15 protein-coding genes are annotated in these 17,567 nt (G+C 66.1%); 8 read left to right on the plus strand and 7 right to left on the minus strand.

Going from position 1 to position 17,567, the window contains the following annotated elements; genetic code table 11:
• Positions 1-61 precede the first annotated feature (61 nt).
• Complete coding sequence (gene pgm, locus BE0216_RS05030) at positions 62-1,738, plus strand: phosphoglucomutase (alpha-D-glucose-1,6-bisphosphate-dependent) (protein ID WP_094636655.1); 1,677 nt, start codon at positions 62-64, stop codon at positions 1,736-1,738.
• A 117-nt stretch (positions 1,739-1,855) separates the two neighbouring features.
• Here pgm and uxaC read toward each other — a convergent pair whose 3' ends face one another.
• From uxaC to BE0216_RS05055, 5 genes are all read right to left on the minus strand, one after another.
• A complete protein-coding gene (uxaC, locus tag BE0216_RS05035) occupies positions 1,856-3,265 on the minus strand; it encodes a glucuronate isomerase (RefSeq protein ID WP_094636654.1) in 1,410 nt (469 codons plus the stop codon).
• A 109-nt stretch (positions 3,266-3,374) separates the two neighbouring features.
• A complete protein-coding gene (eda, locus tag BE0216_RS05040) occupies positions 3,375-4,040 on the minus strand; it encodes a bifunctional 4-hydroxy-2-oxoglutarate aldolase/2-dehydro-3-deoxy-phosphogluconate aldolase (protein WP_094636653.1) in 666 nt (221 codons plus the stop codon).
• Between the two features lie 133 nt (positions 4,041-4,173).
• Positions 4,174-5,154 carry a sugar kinase gene (locus BE0216_RS05045; protein WP_094636652.1) on the minus strand — a complete coding sequence of 327 codons (981 nt, stop codon included), beginning with the start codon at positions 5,152-5,154 and terminating at the stop codon, positions 4,174-4,176.
• Complete coding sequence (uxuA, locus tag BE0216_RS05050; protein ID WP_094636651.1) at positions 5,151-6,287, minus strand: mannonate dehydratase; 1,137 nt, start codon at positions 6,285-6,287, stop codon at positions 5,151-5,153. The genes BE0216_RS05045 and uxuA overlap by 4 nt, the downstream gene beginning before the upstream one ends.
• Before the next feature lie 39 nt (positions 6,288-6,326).
• On the minus strand, positions 6,327-7,967 hold the full coding sequence (locus BE0216_RS05055; RefSeq protein WP_094636650.1) for a mannitol dehydrogenase family protein: 1,641 nt from the start codon (positions 7,965-7,967) through the stop codon (positions 6,327-6,329).
• A gap of 113 nt (positions 7,968-8,080) precedes the next feature.
• Between BE0216_RS05055 and BE0216_RS05060 the strand changes: the two genes are divergently transcribed.
• The 3 genes from BE0216_RS05060 to rpiA all read left to right on the plus strand — a co-directional run bounded on the left by BE0216_RS05060 (position 8,081) and on the right by rpiA (position 11,056).
• A complete protein-coding gene (locus BE0216_RS05060) occupies positions 8,081-9,100 on the plus strand; it encodes a LacI family DNA-binding transcriptional regulator (protein ID WP_094636649.1) in 1,020 nt (339 codons plus the stop codon).
• A gap of 59 nt (positions 9,101-9,159) precedes the next feature.
• Positions 9,160-10,176 carry a ribonuclease H family protein gene (locus tag BE0216_RS05065; protein ID WP_094636648.1) on the plus strand — a complete coding sequence of 339 codons (1,017 nt, stop codon included), beginning with the start codon at positions 9,160-9,162 and terminating at the stop codon, positions 10,174-10,176.
• A gap of 181 nt (positions 10,177-10,357) precedes the next feature.
• Entirely contained in the window at positions 10,358-11,056 is a 699-nt protein-coding gene (gene rpiA / locus BE0216_RS05070) for a ribose-5-phosphate isomerase RpiA (protein ID WP_094636647.1), read from the plus strand.
• Positions 11,057-11,312: 256 nt separating this feature from the next.
• Here rpiA and BE0216_RS05075 read toward each other — a convergent pair whose 3' ends face one another.
• Together BE0216_RS05075 and BE0216_RS05080 are read right to left on the minus strand one after the other, a co-directional pair.
• Entirely contained in the window at positions 11,313-11,402 is a 90-nt protein-coding gene (locus BE0216_RS05075; RefSeq protein WP_004268639.1) for a 30S ribosomal protein bS22, read from the minus strand.
• A 207-nt stretch (positions 11,403-11,609) separates the two neighbouring features.
• On the minus strand, positions 11,610-12,218 hold the full coding sequence (locus BE0216_RS05080; protein WP_094636646.1) for a hypothetical protein: 609 nt from the start codon (positions 12,216-12,218) through the stop codon (positions 11,610-11,612).
• A gap of 296 nt (positions 12,219-12,514) precedes the next feature.
• Between BE0216_RS05080 and radA the strand changes: the two genes are divergently transcribed.
• The 4 genes from radA to BE0216_RS05100 all read left to right on the plus strand — a co-directional run bounded on the left by radA (position 12,515) and on the right by BE0216_RS05100 (position 17,482).
• Entirely contained in the window at positions 12,515-13,942 is a 1,428-nt protein-coding gene (gene radA / locus BE0216_RS05085; RefSeq protein WP_094636922.1) for a DNA repair protein RadA, read from the plus strand.
• Between the two features lie 213 nt (positions 13,943-14,155).
• Positions 14,156-15,577 carry an adenosylhomocysteinase gene (locus BE0216_RS05090; protein ID WP_094636645.1) on the plus strand — a complete coding sequence of 474 codons (1,422 nt, stop codon included), beginning with the start codon at positions 14,156-14,158 and terminating at the stop codon, positions 15,575-15,577.
• Positions 15,574-16,962, plus strand: a complete 1,389-nt coding sequence (locus tag BE0216_RS05095) for an amidohydrolase family protein (RefSeq protein ID WP_094636644.1) — start codon at positions 15,574-15,576, stop codon at positions 16,960-16,962. The genes BE0216_RS05090 and BE0216_RS05095 overlap by 4 nt, the downstream gene beginning before the upstream one ends.
• Before the next feature lie 22 nt (positions 16,963-16,984).
• Positions 16,985-17,482 carry a cupin domain-containing protein gene (locus BE0216_RS05100; protein ID WP_094636643.1) on the plus strand — a complete coding sequence of 166 codons (498 nt, stop codon included), beginning with the start codon at positions 16,985-16,987 and terminating at the stop codon, positions 17,480-17,482.
• Positions 17,483-17,567: the final 85 nt, after the last annotated feature.

Here is a 17,567-nt window from a genome sequence, read left to right on the forward strand (position 1 = left end):
ACGCGACACTGCGCGAGCACACGGGCTTCCAACCGCGCATTCTCGCGTACAATCGTTGGGTATGGTAGCAAACAATGCGGGCATGCCCGCCACCCCAGCAGATCTGATCAATGTCGACGAGGTCATTGGCAAGTACTACGACGTCGTCCCCGACCCCGCGGTTCCCGAGCAGCGTGTCATCTTCGGCACCTCCGGCCATCGCGGATCGTCCCTGAAGACCTCGTTCAACGAGGCCCATATCGTCGCCATCACCCAGGCCATCGCGGAATACCGCAAGGCCGCGGGCGTGACCGGCCCGCTGTACATCGGCCGCGACACGCACGCGCTGAGCGAGCCGGCCGAGAAAACCGCCATCGAGGTGCTGGTCGCCAACGGCGTGCATGTGCGCGTCGACTCCCGCGGCGACTTCGTGCCCACGCCGGTCGTCTCCCAGGCGATTCTGACCCACAACCGCGCCGCCGACGGCACCCAGCGCTTCGAAGGCGAAGGCCTGGCCGACGGCATCGTGGTCACCCCGAGCCACAATCCGCCCACCGACGGCGGCTTCAAGTACGATCCGGTCACCGGCGGTCCGGCTCCTTCCGAGGTGACGAACGCCATCGCCGCGCGCGCCAACGAACTGCTCGGCGACTACAAGTCCATCAAGCGCGTGCCCTACGAGCAGGCCATCAAGTCCGAGTTCGTGGAGGGCTTCGACTTCCGCGACCACTATGTGTCCGATCTGGCCAATGTGATCGACTTCGACCTGATCCGCTCCTCCGGCGTGCGTCTGGGCATCGACCCGCTCGGCGGCGCTTCGGTGAACTACTGGCCGCTGATGAACGAGAAGTACGGCACCGACATCGGCGTGGTGCGCCCCGAAGTCGATCCGACCTGGCGTTTCATGACCCTCGACCACGACGGCAAGATCCGCATGGATCCGAGCTCGCCGCATGCGATGAAGGGTCTGGTGGACCAGCTCAACGCCGGCGCGTGGGACAAGTACGATCTGGTGGGCGGCACCGATCCGGACGCCGACCGCCACGGTATCGTGTGCCCGAACTGGGGCGTGATGAACCCGAACCACTACATCGCCGTGTGCGTGGAGTATCTGTTCGGCGGCGCGCGTCCCGACTGGCCGGCCGGCGCGGGCATCGGCAAGACGCTGGTGAGCTCCTCGCTGATCGACCGTGTGGCCGCCTCCATCGGCGCCAAGCTGATCGAGGTGCCGGTGGGCTTCAAGTGGTTCGTCGACCCGCTGTTCAAGGGCGAGGTGGCCTTCGGTGGCGAGGAGAGCTCCGGTATGAGCTTCCTGCGCAAGGACGGCCGCGTGTGGACCACCGACAAGGACGGTCTGATCCCCGACCTGCTCGCCGCCGAGATCACCGCCAAGACGGGCAAGAACCCGGCCCAGCTGCATGTCGAGCAGGTGGAGCGCTTCGGCGAAAGCTGGTACAAGCGCGTCGACACCCCCACCACGCTGGAGCAGAAGCAGAAGTTCGCCGCCCTCTCCGGCGAGGATGTGACCGCCGCCACGCTGGCCGGCGAGGACATCACCGCCAAGCTCACCGAGGCGCCGGGCAACGGCGCGAAGATCGGCGGACTGAAGGTCACCACCGAGAACAACTGGTTCGCGGCGCGCCCCTCCGGCACCGAGAACATCTACAAGGTGTACGCCGAATCCTTCGTCTCCCCCGAGGCGCTGGACAAGGTGCTCGACGAGGCCACGGTCGTCGTCGACAAGGCCTTGGGCGTCTGACGCGCGGCTGACGCGACACGCGACGCACGATAAGACAAGGGGCGGATGGCTTGGAAATCCAAGTCATCCGCCCCTCGCCGTTGAACCATAATAACCAGCAAAGAGTAGTGGAACCCGTCAGGGATTGAGGCGGAACACCTCGCGCGGCTGCGTTTGGATCATGCCGCGCATCACCTCGTATCCCTCGTCCAAAGACAGACGGTGGTCGGCCACCAGGGAAGCCACATAACGCGCCGTGACACGGCGGTTGGTGTCATGCCGTGAGGGAATCGAGCACAGCGCGCGCGTGTCGTCGATGAAGCCGGACAGTTTGCCGAAACCGCAGATCGGCACCGTGTCTTCGAAGTAGCGCAGCATCGCCTCCGGCTGGTCGAGGAACCACCACGGCGCGCCCACGAACACGGACGGATAGTAGCCGGCCAGCGGCGCCAGCGAGCGCGAGAACACCGTCTCATCCATGGTGAACAGCACCAGACGGAACGTGGGATCGTTGCCGTAGGCGTTCAGGATGGGCTTGAGCGCGCGGGTGAACTCCGACCGGGCGGGGATGTCCGCGCCGATGTCGCGCCCGTAGGTCTCCAGGCCGTATTGGTCGTAGCTGCGGTGCACGGCGGGGTGCAGCGTCATGATCAGCCCGTCCTCCTGGGCCAGCCGCGCCTGGTCGTTGAACAGGTGCGCGCGCAGACGGGCGGCGTCGGCCGCCGTGATGCTCCCCGCATACGCGAGGGCGAACAGGCGGGAGGCCTCGTCGTCGACGAGACGCTCGCAAGACACATCCATATGCGAATGGTCGGAAAGCACCGCGCCATGCTCCTTGAAGAAGCGGCGGCGACGGCGCATCGCCTCATGGAAGCCCTCGTAGCCGGAGGCGTCCACGCCGGCGGCTTGCCCGAGCGCGTCGACCAGCGAGGCCCATTCGGGCGCGGCCGGCTCCAGATAGCGGTCGGGGCGGAAGGCCGGGGCGAGCAGGGCGTCGAAGTCGGGATCGGCGATCACCTGGTCGTGCAGATGCAGGTCGTCCACGGGATCGTCCGTGGTGGAGATGGATTCGATGTTGAAGCGGCGCACCAACGCTCTGGTGGAGAATTCCGGCGAGGCGAGCATCTCGTTGATCTGGTCGTAGATGCGGCCGGCGCTGTCCGGGCCGAAAGGCTCGGTGATGGAGAACACGCGCTCCAGCGAGTCCTCGAACCAGTAGCGCATCGGCGTGCCGGCGTAGTGCCGCCAGCAGCGTCCGAAGGTCAGGAAGGCCTCGCGGGCCTGGTTGTCGCTGAAGTCGCACTGGTTCACGCCCAGATCGGCGAGTTCCACGCCATGCGCGTGCATCAGACGCGTGACGTAATGGTCCGGGGTGATGAACAGTTCGGTCGGGTTGTTGAAGTGATGGTCCGTGGCGAACCATTCGACGGGGACATGCCCGTGGGGTGAGATGATCGGCATATCCTTCACCGAGTCGTACAGGTCGCGCGCGATGCGCCGCTGCGTCGGCTCGGCTGGGAACAGGCGGTCGGGGTTCAGGGTCTGCATGATGGGTCCTCTTCGACTCGTTCGGATGGGTGGGCGAGCCACCGGTGGTGAGGTGGTCGGGTCGGCCGTCGACGGCACGATCGGCGGCCGGCCCGACGCACGTCGGGAATCAGTTGGTTTTGCTCGCGATGATGGGGTCGACCAGCGCGCGGCTGTCGCGGCAGGCTTGGGCGACCGCCTCCCAGTCGCCGGCGGCCTGCGCGGCCGCTGGCACGGGGAACGAGCCGCCGATGGCGAACACGTTCTTCAACGCGATGTATTCCTGCGCGTTCTTCAGGCTCACGCCGCCGGTGGGCAGGAAGCTCATCTCGGCGAAGGGGCCGGCGAGGGCTTTAAGCGTTTTCACGCCGCCATAGGCTTCGGCGGGGAAGAACTTCGCGTGGCGCAGGCCGCGATCGTAGGCCTTCTCCACATCTGAGGGCACGGCGGTGCCGGGAAGGATCAGCACGTCGTGCTCCAGCGCCCAGTCGACCACGGGCTCGTCGAAGCTGGGCGTCACCAATCCCACGCAGCCGGCATCGACCGCGGCCTTCGCCTGGTCCACGGTGTGCACGGTGCCGGCGACCAGCGTCACGCCGGGCACGTGGTCGCGGATGCGCTTCATGCCTTCGATGGCGCATTCCGAACGGAAGGTGACCTCGGCCACCGGCACGCCGCCGCGCTCCAAGGCCTCGGCCAGCGGAACGGCCTCGTCCACGGTGTTCAGGGTCACCAGCGGGACGATGCCCAGCCTCTCCAGTTGAGCGATGATTTCGGTGTTGTCTGTTGTGCTCATCGGTGTTCTTTCCTTCCCCGTCTGGGGACTGTTATGAGGATTGTCGTGAGATGGGATTGTCGTATGGATGGTTATGCGCTTGCCGTGCGGTTGTCGGCATCGGCCGGCCGTCGCCCGATCCGCGAGGGCCGGCCTACAGGGCGACCCGCGTGTGGGAGGCGGTGAATTCGGCGAGTTCCTGCGGGGTCGGCAGCCCTTCGTTGTCCGAAACATGCTGCGTTTGGATGGCACCCAACGCGCAGCCGCGCTCCACGGCGGCCTCGACGGTCAGCCCTTCGAGCAGGCCGGACAGCACGCCGGCCGCGAAGCCGTCGCCGCAGCCGACGGTGTCGACCACATGGTCGACCACGAAGCCCGGCACGTACGCGCTCCGCTTGCCGTCGCTGACATAGGCGCCGCGCGGGCCGTCCTTGACGACCACGACGCGCGATCCGTTGTCGAGGAAGGCTTGGGCGATATCCTCCACGCGTTCCACGCCGAACAGTTCGACGCCTTCGCCGATGCCGGGCAGCACGAGGTCGGCGTGCGAGGCGAGGGAGCGCAGGGTGGAGCGCATCGTTTCGGCGTCACGCCACAGGACGGGGCGCAGGTTCGGGTCGAAGGAGATGAACATGTGGTTCGCGCGGGCCGCGCACAGCAGTTCCTTGCTCGCCGCCAGGCAGGATTCCGACAGCGGCGGCAGGATGCCGGTCAGATGCAGCACGCTCACGCCGCTCAGATCCAGGGCGCGCACATCGCCGGCGCCGATGGTCGAGGCCGCGGAGTTTTTGCGGAAATAGTAGGTTTTCGGATCTCCCACGCTTTCCTTCGTCTTCATCATGAAGCCGGTGTGGCGTTCGCGGTTCAGCTCGACCAGCGAGGTGTCCAACTGGTTGGCCTCCATGAACAGGCGGATGCGTTCGCCCAGCGGATCGTCGCCGATTTTGGTCATATACAGCGGATCCTGCCCCAAGCGTCGCAAACCGATCGCCACGTTCAGCTCGGCACCGGCCACGGAAGCGCCGAACGCGCCCACCTGGCTGCACGGGCCCTCCTCGCCGGCGGTGAACAATCCCATCGCCTCGCCGACGAGCAGCACCTTGCCCGGACGGATGTCGTTCACCAGCCAGCTCATCGTTCGTCTCCGTAGGTGAAGGAATCCCACACGCCGAGCAGGTACTGGATGCCCAGCGCACGGTCGTACAGGCCGTATCCGGGGCGGGGGCGTCCCTCTTCGGTGTTCTCGCTCCACAGGTGGCGGCCGTGGTCGGGGCGGATGTAGCCCTCATAGCCGGCTTCGGCGTAGGCCTTCATAATGCCCACGGTGTCCACGTCGCCCTCCGAGGCGCGGTGGCCGACCTCGCTGAACGAGCCCGCCGCGTCGAGGAATTTGATGTTGCGCACATGCGAGAAGTGGATGCGGTCCATGAAGGTTTTCACGGCGTCGACCGGATCGTTGCCGCGGCGCGAGGAGAAGGATCCCAGGCACAGGCACAGGCCGTTGTAGGGGCTGGGGTTCAGGTCGAGCACGCGCTGGATGCCTTCCTTGGAGCTGACCACGCGGGGCCAGCCGAACAGGTCGAAGGCCGGATCGTCGGGATGCACGGCGAGCTTGACGTCGTACTTCTCGCAGGTGGGGATCACCGCGTCGAGGAAGACCTTGTAGTTCTCGTAGTACGCGTCATGGGTCATGCCCTGGTACGCCTCGATGAATTCGGGCAGGTGGACGAGACGTTCGGGCTCCCAGCCGGGCATGGTCAGGTCGCCGGCGCCGTTCAGCGTCTCGTCGACCAGAGCCTGCGGATCGGTGAGCTGGGCCACCACGTTCGCGTCGTAGTACAGGGCGGTGGAGCCGTCCGGGCAGGGGTGGAACATCTCCGTGCGCAGCCAGTCGAACACGGGCATGAAGTTGTAGGTCACGACCTTCACACCGGCGCGGCCGAGGTTCTCGATCGTCTTGATGTAGTTGTCGAGCGCCTCGTCGCGGCTCATGCCCAGCAGGGTGGTGCCGGTTTTGATGGACTCGTGCACGTTGACGGATTCGACCACGTCCGCGTTGAAGGTTTTGGTCACGCCGGCCTTGCGTTCGTCCTCGGACAGGCCGGTGATCAGCGCCATCTCGCGCTCGATCTCCTCCGGCGTCCACAATTCGCCGGCCTGCTTGTGGTGCAGGGACCATACGATGGTCTCCACGCCCGGAATCTGGCGGATATCGTTCAGCGAGACGGTGTCGTTGCCCTCGCCGTACCAGCGGAATGACATATGCATGGGTGGGTTCCTTTCTGTTGGAAGTCGGGTCCGGGGCTCTTAGAGTCCCAATGCTTCGTTGACGACGGTGTGGACGGTGCCGGTGCCGGCCGCGAACCGGACCAGATAGTCCGTGATCGCGTCGGCCAGAGCGGTTTCGGTCAGATCGGCGCCGAATAGGCTCGCGTCCGCGAGGATGGGGGCGATCGCCTCGGCGACCTGAGCCTGGCTGTGCCGCCCGCCCACGCTCAGCCCGGCCAAGTCGCGCTGCAGTTCGCCCAGACGCGGGTCGGGACTGATCGTCACCGGGGTGCCGTCGTCGCGCGTGCCCTGGCCGTCGGCACCGATGAGCAGGCGCAGCCAGCCGGCGATGGCCAGCGGAATCGCGACCAGATCGGCCACGTCGCGTTCGGAATCGGCGAGGTATTTTTTGATGGTCTCGCCGTAGCGGACCGGGATCTTCTGCGAGGTGTCGGTGCTGATGCGCGCCGGGGTGTCGGGGATGTTCGGATTCGGGATGCGCACCTCGACCACTTGGCGCAGGAACTCACGCGGCGAGAAAATGCCCGGATCGGCCACCACCGGCAGTCCCTCGTCATAGCCGAGACGCTCCGCCAGGGCTTTGAGCGAGGGGTCGGCGATCGCCTGGGACATGGACTCATAGCCCAGCAGCATGCCGAAGGTCGCCACCGCGGTATGCAGGGGGTTCAGGCAGGTGGTCACCTTCATCTCGTCGGCCAGGTTCACCGTGTCGCGGTCGGCCACGTACACGCCCGCCTTCTCCAGCGCGGGGCGTCCGTTCGGGAACGCGTCCTCCACAACCAGATACCAGGTCTCCTCCGCGTTGGCGAAGGGCGCGATATTCGTGCCGCGTTCGCCGCGGATCAGCTGCGTGTCCTCGAAGCCGCGCTCCTGAAGCATCGCGGCCACCGACGCGGCCGGATTGGGGGTGATGCGGTCGATCATGGACAGCGGGAAGCTCACCTTGGTGGGGTCGGCCAGCCAGTCGACGAAGTCCTGGCCGACGAATCCGCGCTCGCGCCACAGCTCGGCGAAGCGGCGGATGGCGGCGGCGAAACGGTCGCCGTTCTGCGAGAAGTTGTCCGTGCTCACCATCGCGATCGGCGTGCCGCCCGCGTTGAATCGGGCGAACAGCAGCGCGGTCATCGCGCCCATCGCGCTCACCGCCGAATCGGGACCGTTCTCGACCTCCGGCGCGATCCACGGCAGGGGGGCACCGTCCGCGCCTTCGACGGCATAGCCCTTCTCCGTGATGGTGACGGTGACGAACTGCAGTTCGGGATGCGTGAACACCCGCTCCAGGGCCTGCCATTGCTCGTCATGCGCGCGCACGCCGAAGGATCCGGCCACCGAGGCGATCACCGTGGATTCCACGGAGCCGTCGGCCTTCAGCACCACCTGCAGGCAGCGGTCGGCGAAGGGGCGATACGCCTTGTCGATGATGTCGGGATCGAAGGTTTCGGCCGCGAGCACGCCGGATTCGCGCTCCCCCGCCTCGATCAGCGCCTGGGCGATCGGCGCGTGCACCGCGCGGAACAGGTTGCCCGCGCCGAAATGCAGCCAGTAGGGGTGGGAGGCGGTCGTCTCGCGCATGGCGTCGACATCGAAGGAGGGAACCGTGATTCCGGCCCGCTGCCATTGATCCGCGTGAAGCTTGAAATCATCGTTGAGATGCACCATTGGATCCTTCTTTCAAGAACGTGTGATGCCTTTTATTATGTGGGTGCCGCGATGGCCGGCGTGTGGTTTTGCCATGGTTTTCCTTGCGCCCGCACCGGTGTAGGCTAGGCGGTATGAGCGAGCCCGACACCGAGAACCGAGCCACCATCCGCGACGTGGCCCAAGCCGCCGGCGTTTCCATATCCACGGTGTCCAGAGCCTTCGCACGTCCCGGCAGAGTGAGCGCGAGCACAGCCAAACGCGTGTTCGCCGCGGCCGACGCGCTGGGATACCGCGCGCGGGCCGTCGACACCCCCACCCCCGCCGACGACAGGCGGCTGCACGGCATTCTGGCGATCAGCGTGGCGGATATCGCCAATCCGGTGTTCGCCGACTATGTGAAAAGCGCCCAGCATCAATGCATGAGCAAAGGATTCGGGCTGATGGTCATCGACGCGGAGGAGACCGGCGCCATCGAACGCAACGCGCTGCGATTGGCCCACGCGCATGTGGACGGTTTCATCCTCGCATCCTCCCGCGCTTCGGACGTCACGATCCGCAAAATCGCCGAGATCAAGCCCGCGGTGACCATCAACCGCCCGGTGCGCGGATTGCAGTCCATCAGCGGGGACCCCGCGCCCGGTCTGGAAGCCGCGATCGGACGGCTGGTCGATCTGGGGCATGATTCGCTGACGTATCTTTCCGGCCCGGAGGCCTCATGGCAGGACGGCATGCGCTGGCGGACGATCAGCGCGTCGTGCGCGCGACATCGCATCACGCTCAGACGCGTGCCCGGCACGGCTCCCACCTACGCCGGCGGATATGGCATCGCGCCTACGTTCCTCGACAATCCGACCACCGCCGTCATCGCCTACAACGACATCGCCGCCATCGGCTTCATGGCCGCCTTGCGGGCACGGGGGTACAGCGTGCCCGGCGACGTTTCGGTGATCGGCGTCGACGATCTGCCCGTAAGCATGCTGGTCGAACCGCGCCTCAGCTCCGTGCGGCTTCCCCGCAGGCAGCTGGGGCGGCAGGCCGTGGACGCGCTGATCGGACGGCTGCACCACACCGAGTCCCATCCGAATTTCGAACCGGTGATGCTGCCCTCCTCATTCGTCGAACGTGCCAGCATCGGACCGGCGCATCCGTAACGGCGATTCCCCGGAACGCGCTCCATCCGATTTCGCACCCCGCCCGTAGTCTGGAGCGCATGACTATCACGGTTTCCACAGACGGATCGGCGCTTGCGAATCCCAACGGCCCGATGGGATGGGCGTGGGCCGACCACACTCCACACGCCGGCGGCACGCCCGGGCACGAGCATCCGGGCGATTGCGACGCGGGCGGTGCCACCAACGGCACGAACCAGATCGGCGAATTGTGCGCGGTGCTGGAGGCGCTGCGCGCGCATCCGGGTTCGGAGCCTCTGGTGATCGAAACGGATTCGCAGTACGCGATCAACTGCTCGACCACTTGGGTCAAAGGCTGGAAGAAGAACGGTTGGAAGAACTCGCAGAAGAAGCCGGTGAAGAACGCGGCGATCATCAAGGCCATCGACGAGGAGATCGGCGCGCGCGAGGGATCGGTGCGCTTCGTGTGGGTGAAGGGGCACACGGGCAACGCCGGCAATGAGAAGGTCGACGAATTGGCGCGCACTTTCGCCGAGGACTGCCGTTCCGGCGTGCGCGACGGCTATCTGCCGCGCGAGGGATGGCAGTCGCTGATCGCCTCGGAATACTCCAAAGGCTTGGATGTCCCCTCCGACGCGCGGATGCTGCTCGACGGCGCGATCACGCACGAGGACTATCATCTGGGCCGCGGAGGCGACTCCCCGAGCGAAAGCGATTCCTCGAACGGCGGCGAATCCGCCGAACGCCATCCCCGCGCAATCCTCGAGCCGGAGCCCGAAGGCGTGCCGGATCTGCCGGATTACGGACGGTCGAAGGGGGACGAGGACGACACGGAGAACGACGAGTCCGAGGAACTCGCCACGGCAGAGGAGCCCGCCACGGCAGAGGCACCGACAGGCCCACGGTTCCTGCCGACCGGACTGACGGTGTCGGGCGCCCTCCGCTTCTCACCCGCGCCCAAAACCAGCCCCTTCTTCACCGGCCGGCCGCTGCCGGTGCGCGGCGTGATCGAAATCGAAGGACTGGTGGACGGCGACGGCAATCTCGTCATCACCAACGCGCCTTTCCTGCGCGAGAATCCGGGCGGAGCGGCGTAAGTCGCAAGACAGGGAGGCATGAATCGCGAGCCATGTGTGCGTGCGCAAACGCACGCTTCCGCACGCGACGGACACGACGTCGCCCCACCGCGCAATCGCGTTGGGATACGCGTTAGGATAGGAGAGGTCTCCAACCATTGGCAATACGCGTTCCTTCGGGAACAGAACAAGGAGAGAACCCATGGATAAGGCGCAACAGGACGCTTTGAAGAAGGCGGCAGGCATCGAAGCCGCCAAGCTGATCGAAGACGGCATGGTCGCGGGCCTCGGAACCGGCTCGACCGTCCGCTTCCTCGTCGACGAGCTCGGCCGTCGCGTGCAGGAGGAGGGACTGAAGTTCACCGGCGTGACCACCTCCCGCCGCACGCAGGAGCAGGCCGAAAGCTACGGCATCACCATCGTGGACGTCGACGAGGTGGACCATATCGACGTGACTATCGACGGCGCGGACGAGGTGGACAAGAACTTCGACGGCATCAAAGGCGGCGGCGCCGCCCTGCTGTGGGAGAAAATCGTGGCGACCAACTCCGACCGGATCGTGTGGATCGTGGACGAGTCCAAGGTGGTCGACACCATCGGCAAGTTCCCGCTGCCGGTTGAGGTGATCCCCTTCGGCGCGGGCCAGGTCGTCAAGAAGTTCGAGGCGCGCGGATACAAGCCCGTGCTGCGCCTTGACGCCGAAGGCCAGCCGGTGCGCACCGACGAGAACAACTACGTGGTGGATCTGCATTTGGAGAGGATCGAGCATCCGCAGGCGCTGGCCGAGGATCTCATCACCACTGTGGGCGTGGTGGAGCACGGCCTGTTCCTCAACATGGTCGACACGGTGATCGTGGGCGACCCGAACGGCCCGCGCGTAATGACCAATTCCAACAAGTGATTGTTGGCCCTCGGCGCACCGAGGGCATCCGTCATTCCGAGCAACACCTCGTGATTCCGAGCGATGCTCTCTCGTCATTCCGAGCGCAGTCGAGGAATCTCCGCCCTGGCGGCAACGAGATTCCTCGACTCCGCTTACGCTCCGCTCGGAATGACGAGGTGGAGTCACGCTCCGCTCACAATGACGGAGAGCGTATAGCAAAACCCCGGCCAGTTTCGCTGACCGGGGTTTCTTCATGCCTTGATTGCAGGTAAGACTACTTGCGCTGGTGGCGGGTCTTACGCAGCAGTTTGCGGTGCTTCTTCTTGCTCATCCGCTTGCGGCGCTTCTTGATGACGGAACCCATCTGAAGCCTCCATTCCGATTAATCGTGAAAGTTGCAACTTGCCCAATAGTACACGCATTGGGCGACTGACGACACCATGCCACCCGTTCTGCGGGTCGCACCCCACGTCATGCGCTGTTTTCCAAGGGTTCCCGAGGGTTTACAGCGGGAACTCCACGCACACGTTCATCCTTGCGTTTCCGCCCGGCAGCCGGTGTCGGCTTGGGTTTACAGCGGGAACTCCTGGTAGAAGCGCATCACGGCGTCCTTGGATCCGGTGACCTGGAACACCACGGTGTCGTTCTGCCATAGGGCCACGGCCTTGGTCTCATCCGACGCGTCGGTTTTCACCACATAGCTACCGGTGGTGTCGCCGGAGACCTTCACATTGCCGGAGGCCAGCTCCTCGCCGGTCAGCGTGGCGGCGAGAGCGTCGTACTGCGTCTTCGCGGAATCGGCGGACGACCACTGAGCGGTGATCATCGTCAGATCCTGGGAGTCTTCGGACACCGCATAGGTCACGGTGTATTCCTCCAGCGGCGAGGCCGAGCTCCAGTTCGTGGAGGCCTCGGCGTTGACGCGCGCGTAGTTGAGCACACTGTCGGGCATCGCCTTGAGCAGTTCGGTGGCGTCTTCGGGAAGCGCGACCGCGTCGATGCTGGGCGTGGTGGGCTCCTCCGTCTGCTGTTCGGACTGCGCCGGCTCGTCGGCGCTTTTGATCGCCCAACCGGGCCAGACGAAGGCGGACAGCACCGCCAGAATAATCACAAGCGCGGCGGCGACCACCACGGCGATAAGTTTGCCATGCGAAGAGGATGTCTGTTGAGTATTCGGCATGCCCCGATTCTCTCACACCAACCCGACGCCTCACGCCCCTCCGGCTTCCGGGCGTTCCGAGATGCCTCGACTCCGCTCGGCATGACGAAAAAGGGACCGACCACCGCTCTCGTCATCCCATGGAGATGCTTCGACTTCGTTGCACTCCGCTCAGCATGACGAAAAGGAACCGACCGCCTCGCTCGCCATCCCGCCCCCCCTCTCGTCATCACGACCGCCTCTCCGTCATCCCGAGCGAAGTCGAGGGATCTCACCCGCCCCACATCTTGTCGGCGAACACCGATAGCGTCGGCATCATGGCTAAGTCGTCCGTGCAATATGTGTGTTCCGAATGCGGCTGGAATGGCGCGAAATGGTTCGGAAAATGCCCCGAATGCGGGCAGTGGGGCACCGTCGGGGAGTTCCATGAGACCCGTGCGGCCGCCGGAACCCGTACCGCCGCGCCCGGACGCACCTCACGCACCCAACCGGCCACGCCCTCCCCCGCGGGAGGCAAAGGCGCGGCCACGCCCATCACCCAGGTCGGCACGGAGCAGATCGCCCGCGTGCCCACCGGCTTCGGCGAATTCGACCGCGTGCTCGGCGGCGGCATCGTCCCCGGCTCCGTGGTGCTGATCGCCGGCGAGCCCGGCGTGGGTAAATCCACCCTTCTGCTGGAGACCGCGGGCAATATCGCCCGCAGCCATGCCGGCGGCGGATCGGTGCTGTATGTCTCCGGCGAGGAATCGCAGGCGCAGGTGCGTCTTCGCGCCACCCGCATCAACGCGGTGGAGCCGAATCTGCTGCTGGCCTCCACCACCGATCTGGCCACTGTACTGGGCCTGATCGAACAGGAGCGGCCCACGCTGGCCATCGTCGATTCCGCGCAGACCATCGTCTCGCAGGAGGTCGATGGCATCTCCGGCGGATCCACGCAGGTGCGCGAGGTGGCGAGCGCGCTGATCGACACGGCGAAAACCTTGGATATTCCGGTGCTGCTGGTGGGGCATGTGACCAAGGACGGTTCGATCGCGGGCCCGCGCACGTTGGAGCATCTGGTCGACGTGGTCTGCCAGTTCGAGGGCGACAGCGAAACCGCGCTGCGCATGCTGCGCGCGGTGAAGAACCGTTTCGGCCCGACCGACGAAGTGGGTTGCTTCGACATGAGCGGCGAAGGCATCGAGGAGGTGCGTGACCCGGCCGGCCTGTTCCTGTCCGCGGGCGACGCGCAGGAGGCGCCGGTGGAGGGCACCTGCGTGACCTTCACTCTGGACGGGCACCGCAGCCTGCCCATCGAGGTGCAGGCGCTGGTCACCAATTCCGTGCTGCCCACGCCCAGGCGCGCGGTGAACGGCGTGGACTCGAACCGCATCGCCATGCTCACCGCGGTGCTCTACCGCCACGGCCATATCAATCTGCTGGCCAACGACCTGTATATCTCCACCATCGCGGGCGGCCTGGCCAAGGAGCCGGCCTGCGATCTGGCCATTGTGGCCGCGCTGGCGAGCGCCGCGCACCGCACGCCGATCGCGCGCGCCACCTGCGCCATCGGCGAGATCTCCCTGACCGGCCAGGTGCGTCCCGCCCCACGACTGGAACACCGTCTGCGCGAGGCCGCGCGATTGGGATTCACCACGGCCGTGGTGCCCACGCCCCGCAAGCCGATCGACGTCCCCGGCCTGACCCTGATTGAGGTGAGGTCCCTAGCCGAAGCCCTCACCGCCCTAGGCCTGTCGCGTCGCTGATCCCCCAAGCGTTGCCAACGTCATCCCGAGCATCCCTTCTCGTCATCCCGAACGTCCCTTCTCGTCATCCCGAGCATTCCTTCTCGTCATCCCGAGCGAAGTCGAGGGATCTCAATACCGCGAATGAGATGCTTCGACTCCGGCTCCGCCTGCGCTCAGCATGACGGAAGGCTTGACGCCATGGATTGACACGCACGGCTTATGATGGGGCGTATGACCGAGCAGCAGACTGATGATTTCGCCGCGTGGGCCCGCGCGTATTCGCAGCGCACCAACCGTTCGTTGGCGGGCGCGCGTTTCATGCCGCCAGCGGACGCCGACCCCGAGTCGCTCACGCAGGCGCGGCAATGGGGCATCGTGCTGGACGCCGAAGGCGAGCCCATGTCGTGGGAGATTCCCGACGCGCGCAAACTGACCGGATTGGAGGCGATGGAGCATGCGCACCGCCATATGCCGGTGCTGCGCGAGCTGATGCGTCGCATCATCGCCGACGGCGTGGATTTCACCGGCGTGCGGATCGCCGTATGTCTGATTCTGGAGCCGAAAACCGCGGTGCTGCTGCGCGAGCTCAAAGCGGCCGGTGCCGTCGTGGGCGTGTTCGCCGAACCCGCCGACACCGACCAGCGTGTGGCCGACCAGCTCGCCTCCGAAGGCGTCGTCGTCGAAGCCGACGTGACGTGGACTCCCGAACAGACACATCAGGGCGCGCTGCGGTTGCTGGACGAGATCCGCCCGCAGATCATCATCGACGACGGCGCGAGCTTCGCCCGACTGGCCGCCGCGGAACGCCCCGAACTCATGGCCGACCTGATTGGCGTGGCCGAGGAGACCACAAGTGGCGTGCGCGCCTTCCAGGCCATGCAGAGCGCCGGCGCGTTGGATTTCCCCGTCATCGCCGTGAACGACAGCATCCTCAAAACCGGCTTCGACAACGCCCACGGCACCGGCGAAAGCTGCGTGACGACCATGCAGGAGCTGCTCGGCAGCCACGCCTTCGACGGCGCGCGGGTCGCCGTGGTCGGTTACGGCCCGGTCGGCAAAGGCTTCGCGTTGCGCGTGCGGGCGTTGGGCGCGCGGGTCAAGGTATGCGACGTGAATCCGGTGGCCGCGCTGCAGGCGGTGTTCGACGGATTCGCCGCCCGTGACATCGACGAGGCGGTGGCGCACGCCGATATGGTCGTCTCCGCCACCGGCGTGCGCCACACCATCACCGTGGAGCATATGCGCCGCATGCGCGAGAGAGCCGTGTTGGCGGTGATCGGCGGCATCGCCAACGAAATCGCCCTCGATCATATCCCCGGCTTCCGCGCCGAAACCGGACTCGCCCGACGCGAACTCGACGTGCCGGGTGGCCCCACGCTCATCCTGCTTTCGGAGGGCGACGGCGTGAACTACACGGCCGGCGGCGGCAACCCAATCGAAATCATGGACTTGAGCTTCGCCGTACAGGCGAGCGCGGTGGCACACCTGTTAACCCACCGCGGTGCGCTCGCCCCCGGCCTGCACCGGCTGGACGAGGCGACCGACCGGCGCATCGCCGCCGTGGCGCTCGAGACACGCGGATATCAGGCCAGTCATGCCGTGGCCGACAATGGCTACGATTGGACGCTCACCCGATTCAAGGAGGCGCGATGACCACCGACTCGTTCGACCAACTGTACGCGGCCGCGCATCCCGCGCCTTTAAATGAGGTGACGCTGTACAGCGCGCCGTTGATCATCCCCGTCACCGGACCGGTGCTGCTTGACGGCGCCGTGGCGGTCAGCGGTAGCCGCGTGGTGCACGCCGGCACCCGACGTTGGGTGCTGGAGGCGCTCAAACAGGATATGGCCGCCGGCGCGCGATTCGAGGAACGCCACTGGCATGGCGTGATCACCCCCGGTCTGATCGACGCGCACACGCATCTGCAGTACACGAATATGGCCGAGGTGGGTCGCGGCAGCTACGACAGCTTCCAATCGTGGGAGCGCGCCTTCGATCCCGTGTACGAGCGTCTGTGCGAGACGGGCTCGTGGAGGGACTCCGCCGAGGAGGGCGCGCGCATGCTGGTGCGCAACGGCACCACGGCCGCCGCCGACATCGTCACCGATCCGGAGGCGGTCGGCGCGCTCGCCTCGCAGGGCATGCACGGTGTGGCCTATTGGGAGGTGATGAACTGGCGCAACAGCGATTGGAAAACCGAGGGCATCGCCGAACTGGTGACCCATCTGGGGCGTATGCGCCAAGAGGGGCTGCCCAGCATCGGCATCAGCCCGCACGCGCCCTACACCTTGGAGACCGCGCCCTTCGTCGATCTGCCCGACATCGCCCGCCAGCTCGACATGCGCCTGCACATCCATCTGGCGGAGACGCCGATGGAGGCCGGCAGGCGCGAGACGATCCTGTCCACATATTCGGCGGCCGAATGGCGCGATCAGGATTGGACGAGCTATCAGGAGCTCAAGGAGGCGGGCAAGGGCGCGTCGGCCATCCAGTTCCTCGACCAGCTCGGCTCGCTCGGCCCCGACGTGCATATCGCGCACGGCGTGTGGGCCGATAAGGAGGACCGTCGTATCCTGCGCCAGCGCGGCGTGGGCGTGGCGTTGTGTCCGCGGTCGAACCGCATCACGGTGACCGGCCGCGACGCGCCGATCCGCGAATATCTCGAGGAGGGCAACCTTCTGGCCGTGGGCACCGACTCGCTGTCCAGCTCCCCCAGCCTCGACGTGCTGGAGGATGTGGCCATGCTCTACGATCTGGCGCGCGAGCAGGGATATGCGGGCGACGACCTGACCCACCGGCTGATCCGCATGATGACGATCGGCGGCGCCGAAGTGCTAGGCATGCATGTGGGCGCGGGCCGCATCGGACAGATCAACGCGGGCGCGACCGCCGACCTCGCGTTCTTCGACGTGCCGGTGTATGTGGCTACGCCGCGCGGCATCGAAGACACGTTGGAGACGTTGGTGCGCCACGGTGCCGGCACGAACCGGGCCACGGTGATCTCCGGCCGCGTGGTCTACAACGACGGCGCGTTCTGATTGAGAATCGAAAGGAATCAATATGAGCATCGCATTGGAGAATATGAGCTCCTACGCCCGTTCCGTCGTGGAGCGGCTGGGTCTCGAGGCGCATCCCGAAGGCGGTTGGTACACGCGCGACTGGCAGTCGCCGCTCCCCTACCGCGCCAACGACCCGGAAGACGGCCTGAACGGCCGCCCGTTGGCCTCGCTGATCTACTTTCTGCTGCCGCAGGGCGACGCGAGCGCCTGGCATAAGGTGGATGCGGACGAAATCTGGCTGTGGCACGGCCCCGCGCCGGTGACGTTGGAATTCGGCGGCGACGGCGACGCTCCCGAACCAGATGAGGCCAAACGCACGCGTTTCACGTTGGGCTCGGGCGTCGCGGATGCCGACGAGGCCGATTCCGAAACCCCCGTCGTGGGGCATGCGGTGGTGCCCGCCGGCGTCTGGCAGCGCACCGTGCCGGGCCCGGGCGACGCACTGGTCTCCTGCGTGGTCAGCCCCGGCTTCACCTTCGAGGGATTCACCCTCGAATAATCCGAATAATCCGGCAGAACGGGCCGAATCCGCGCTCCCATCCGGACTCTTGACCGCGACGGCGGGCAACGTGACGCATCGACAA

Source organism: Bifidobacterium eulemuris (assembly GCF_014898155.1).
Taxonomy (GTDB): Bacteria; Actinomycetota; Actinomycetes; order Actinomycetales; family Bifidobacteriaceae; genus Bifidobacterium; species Bifidobacterium eulemuris.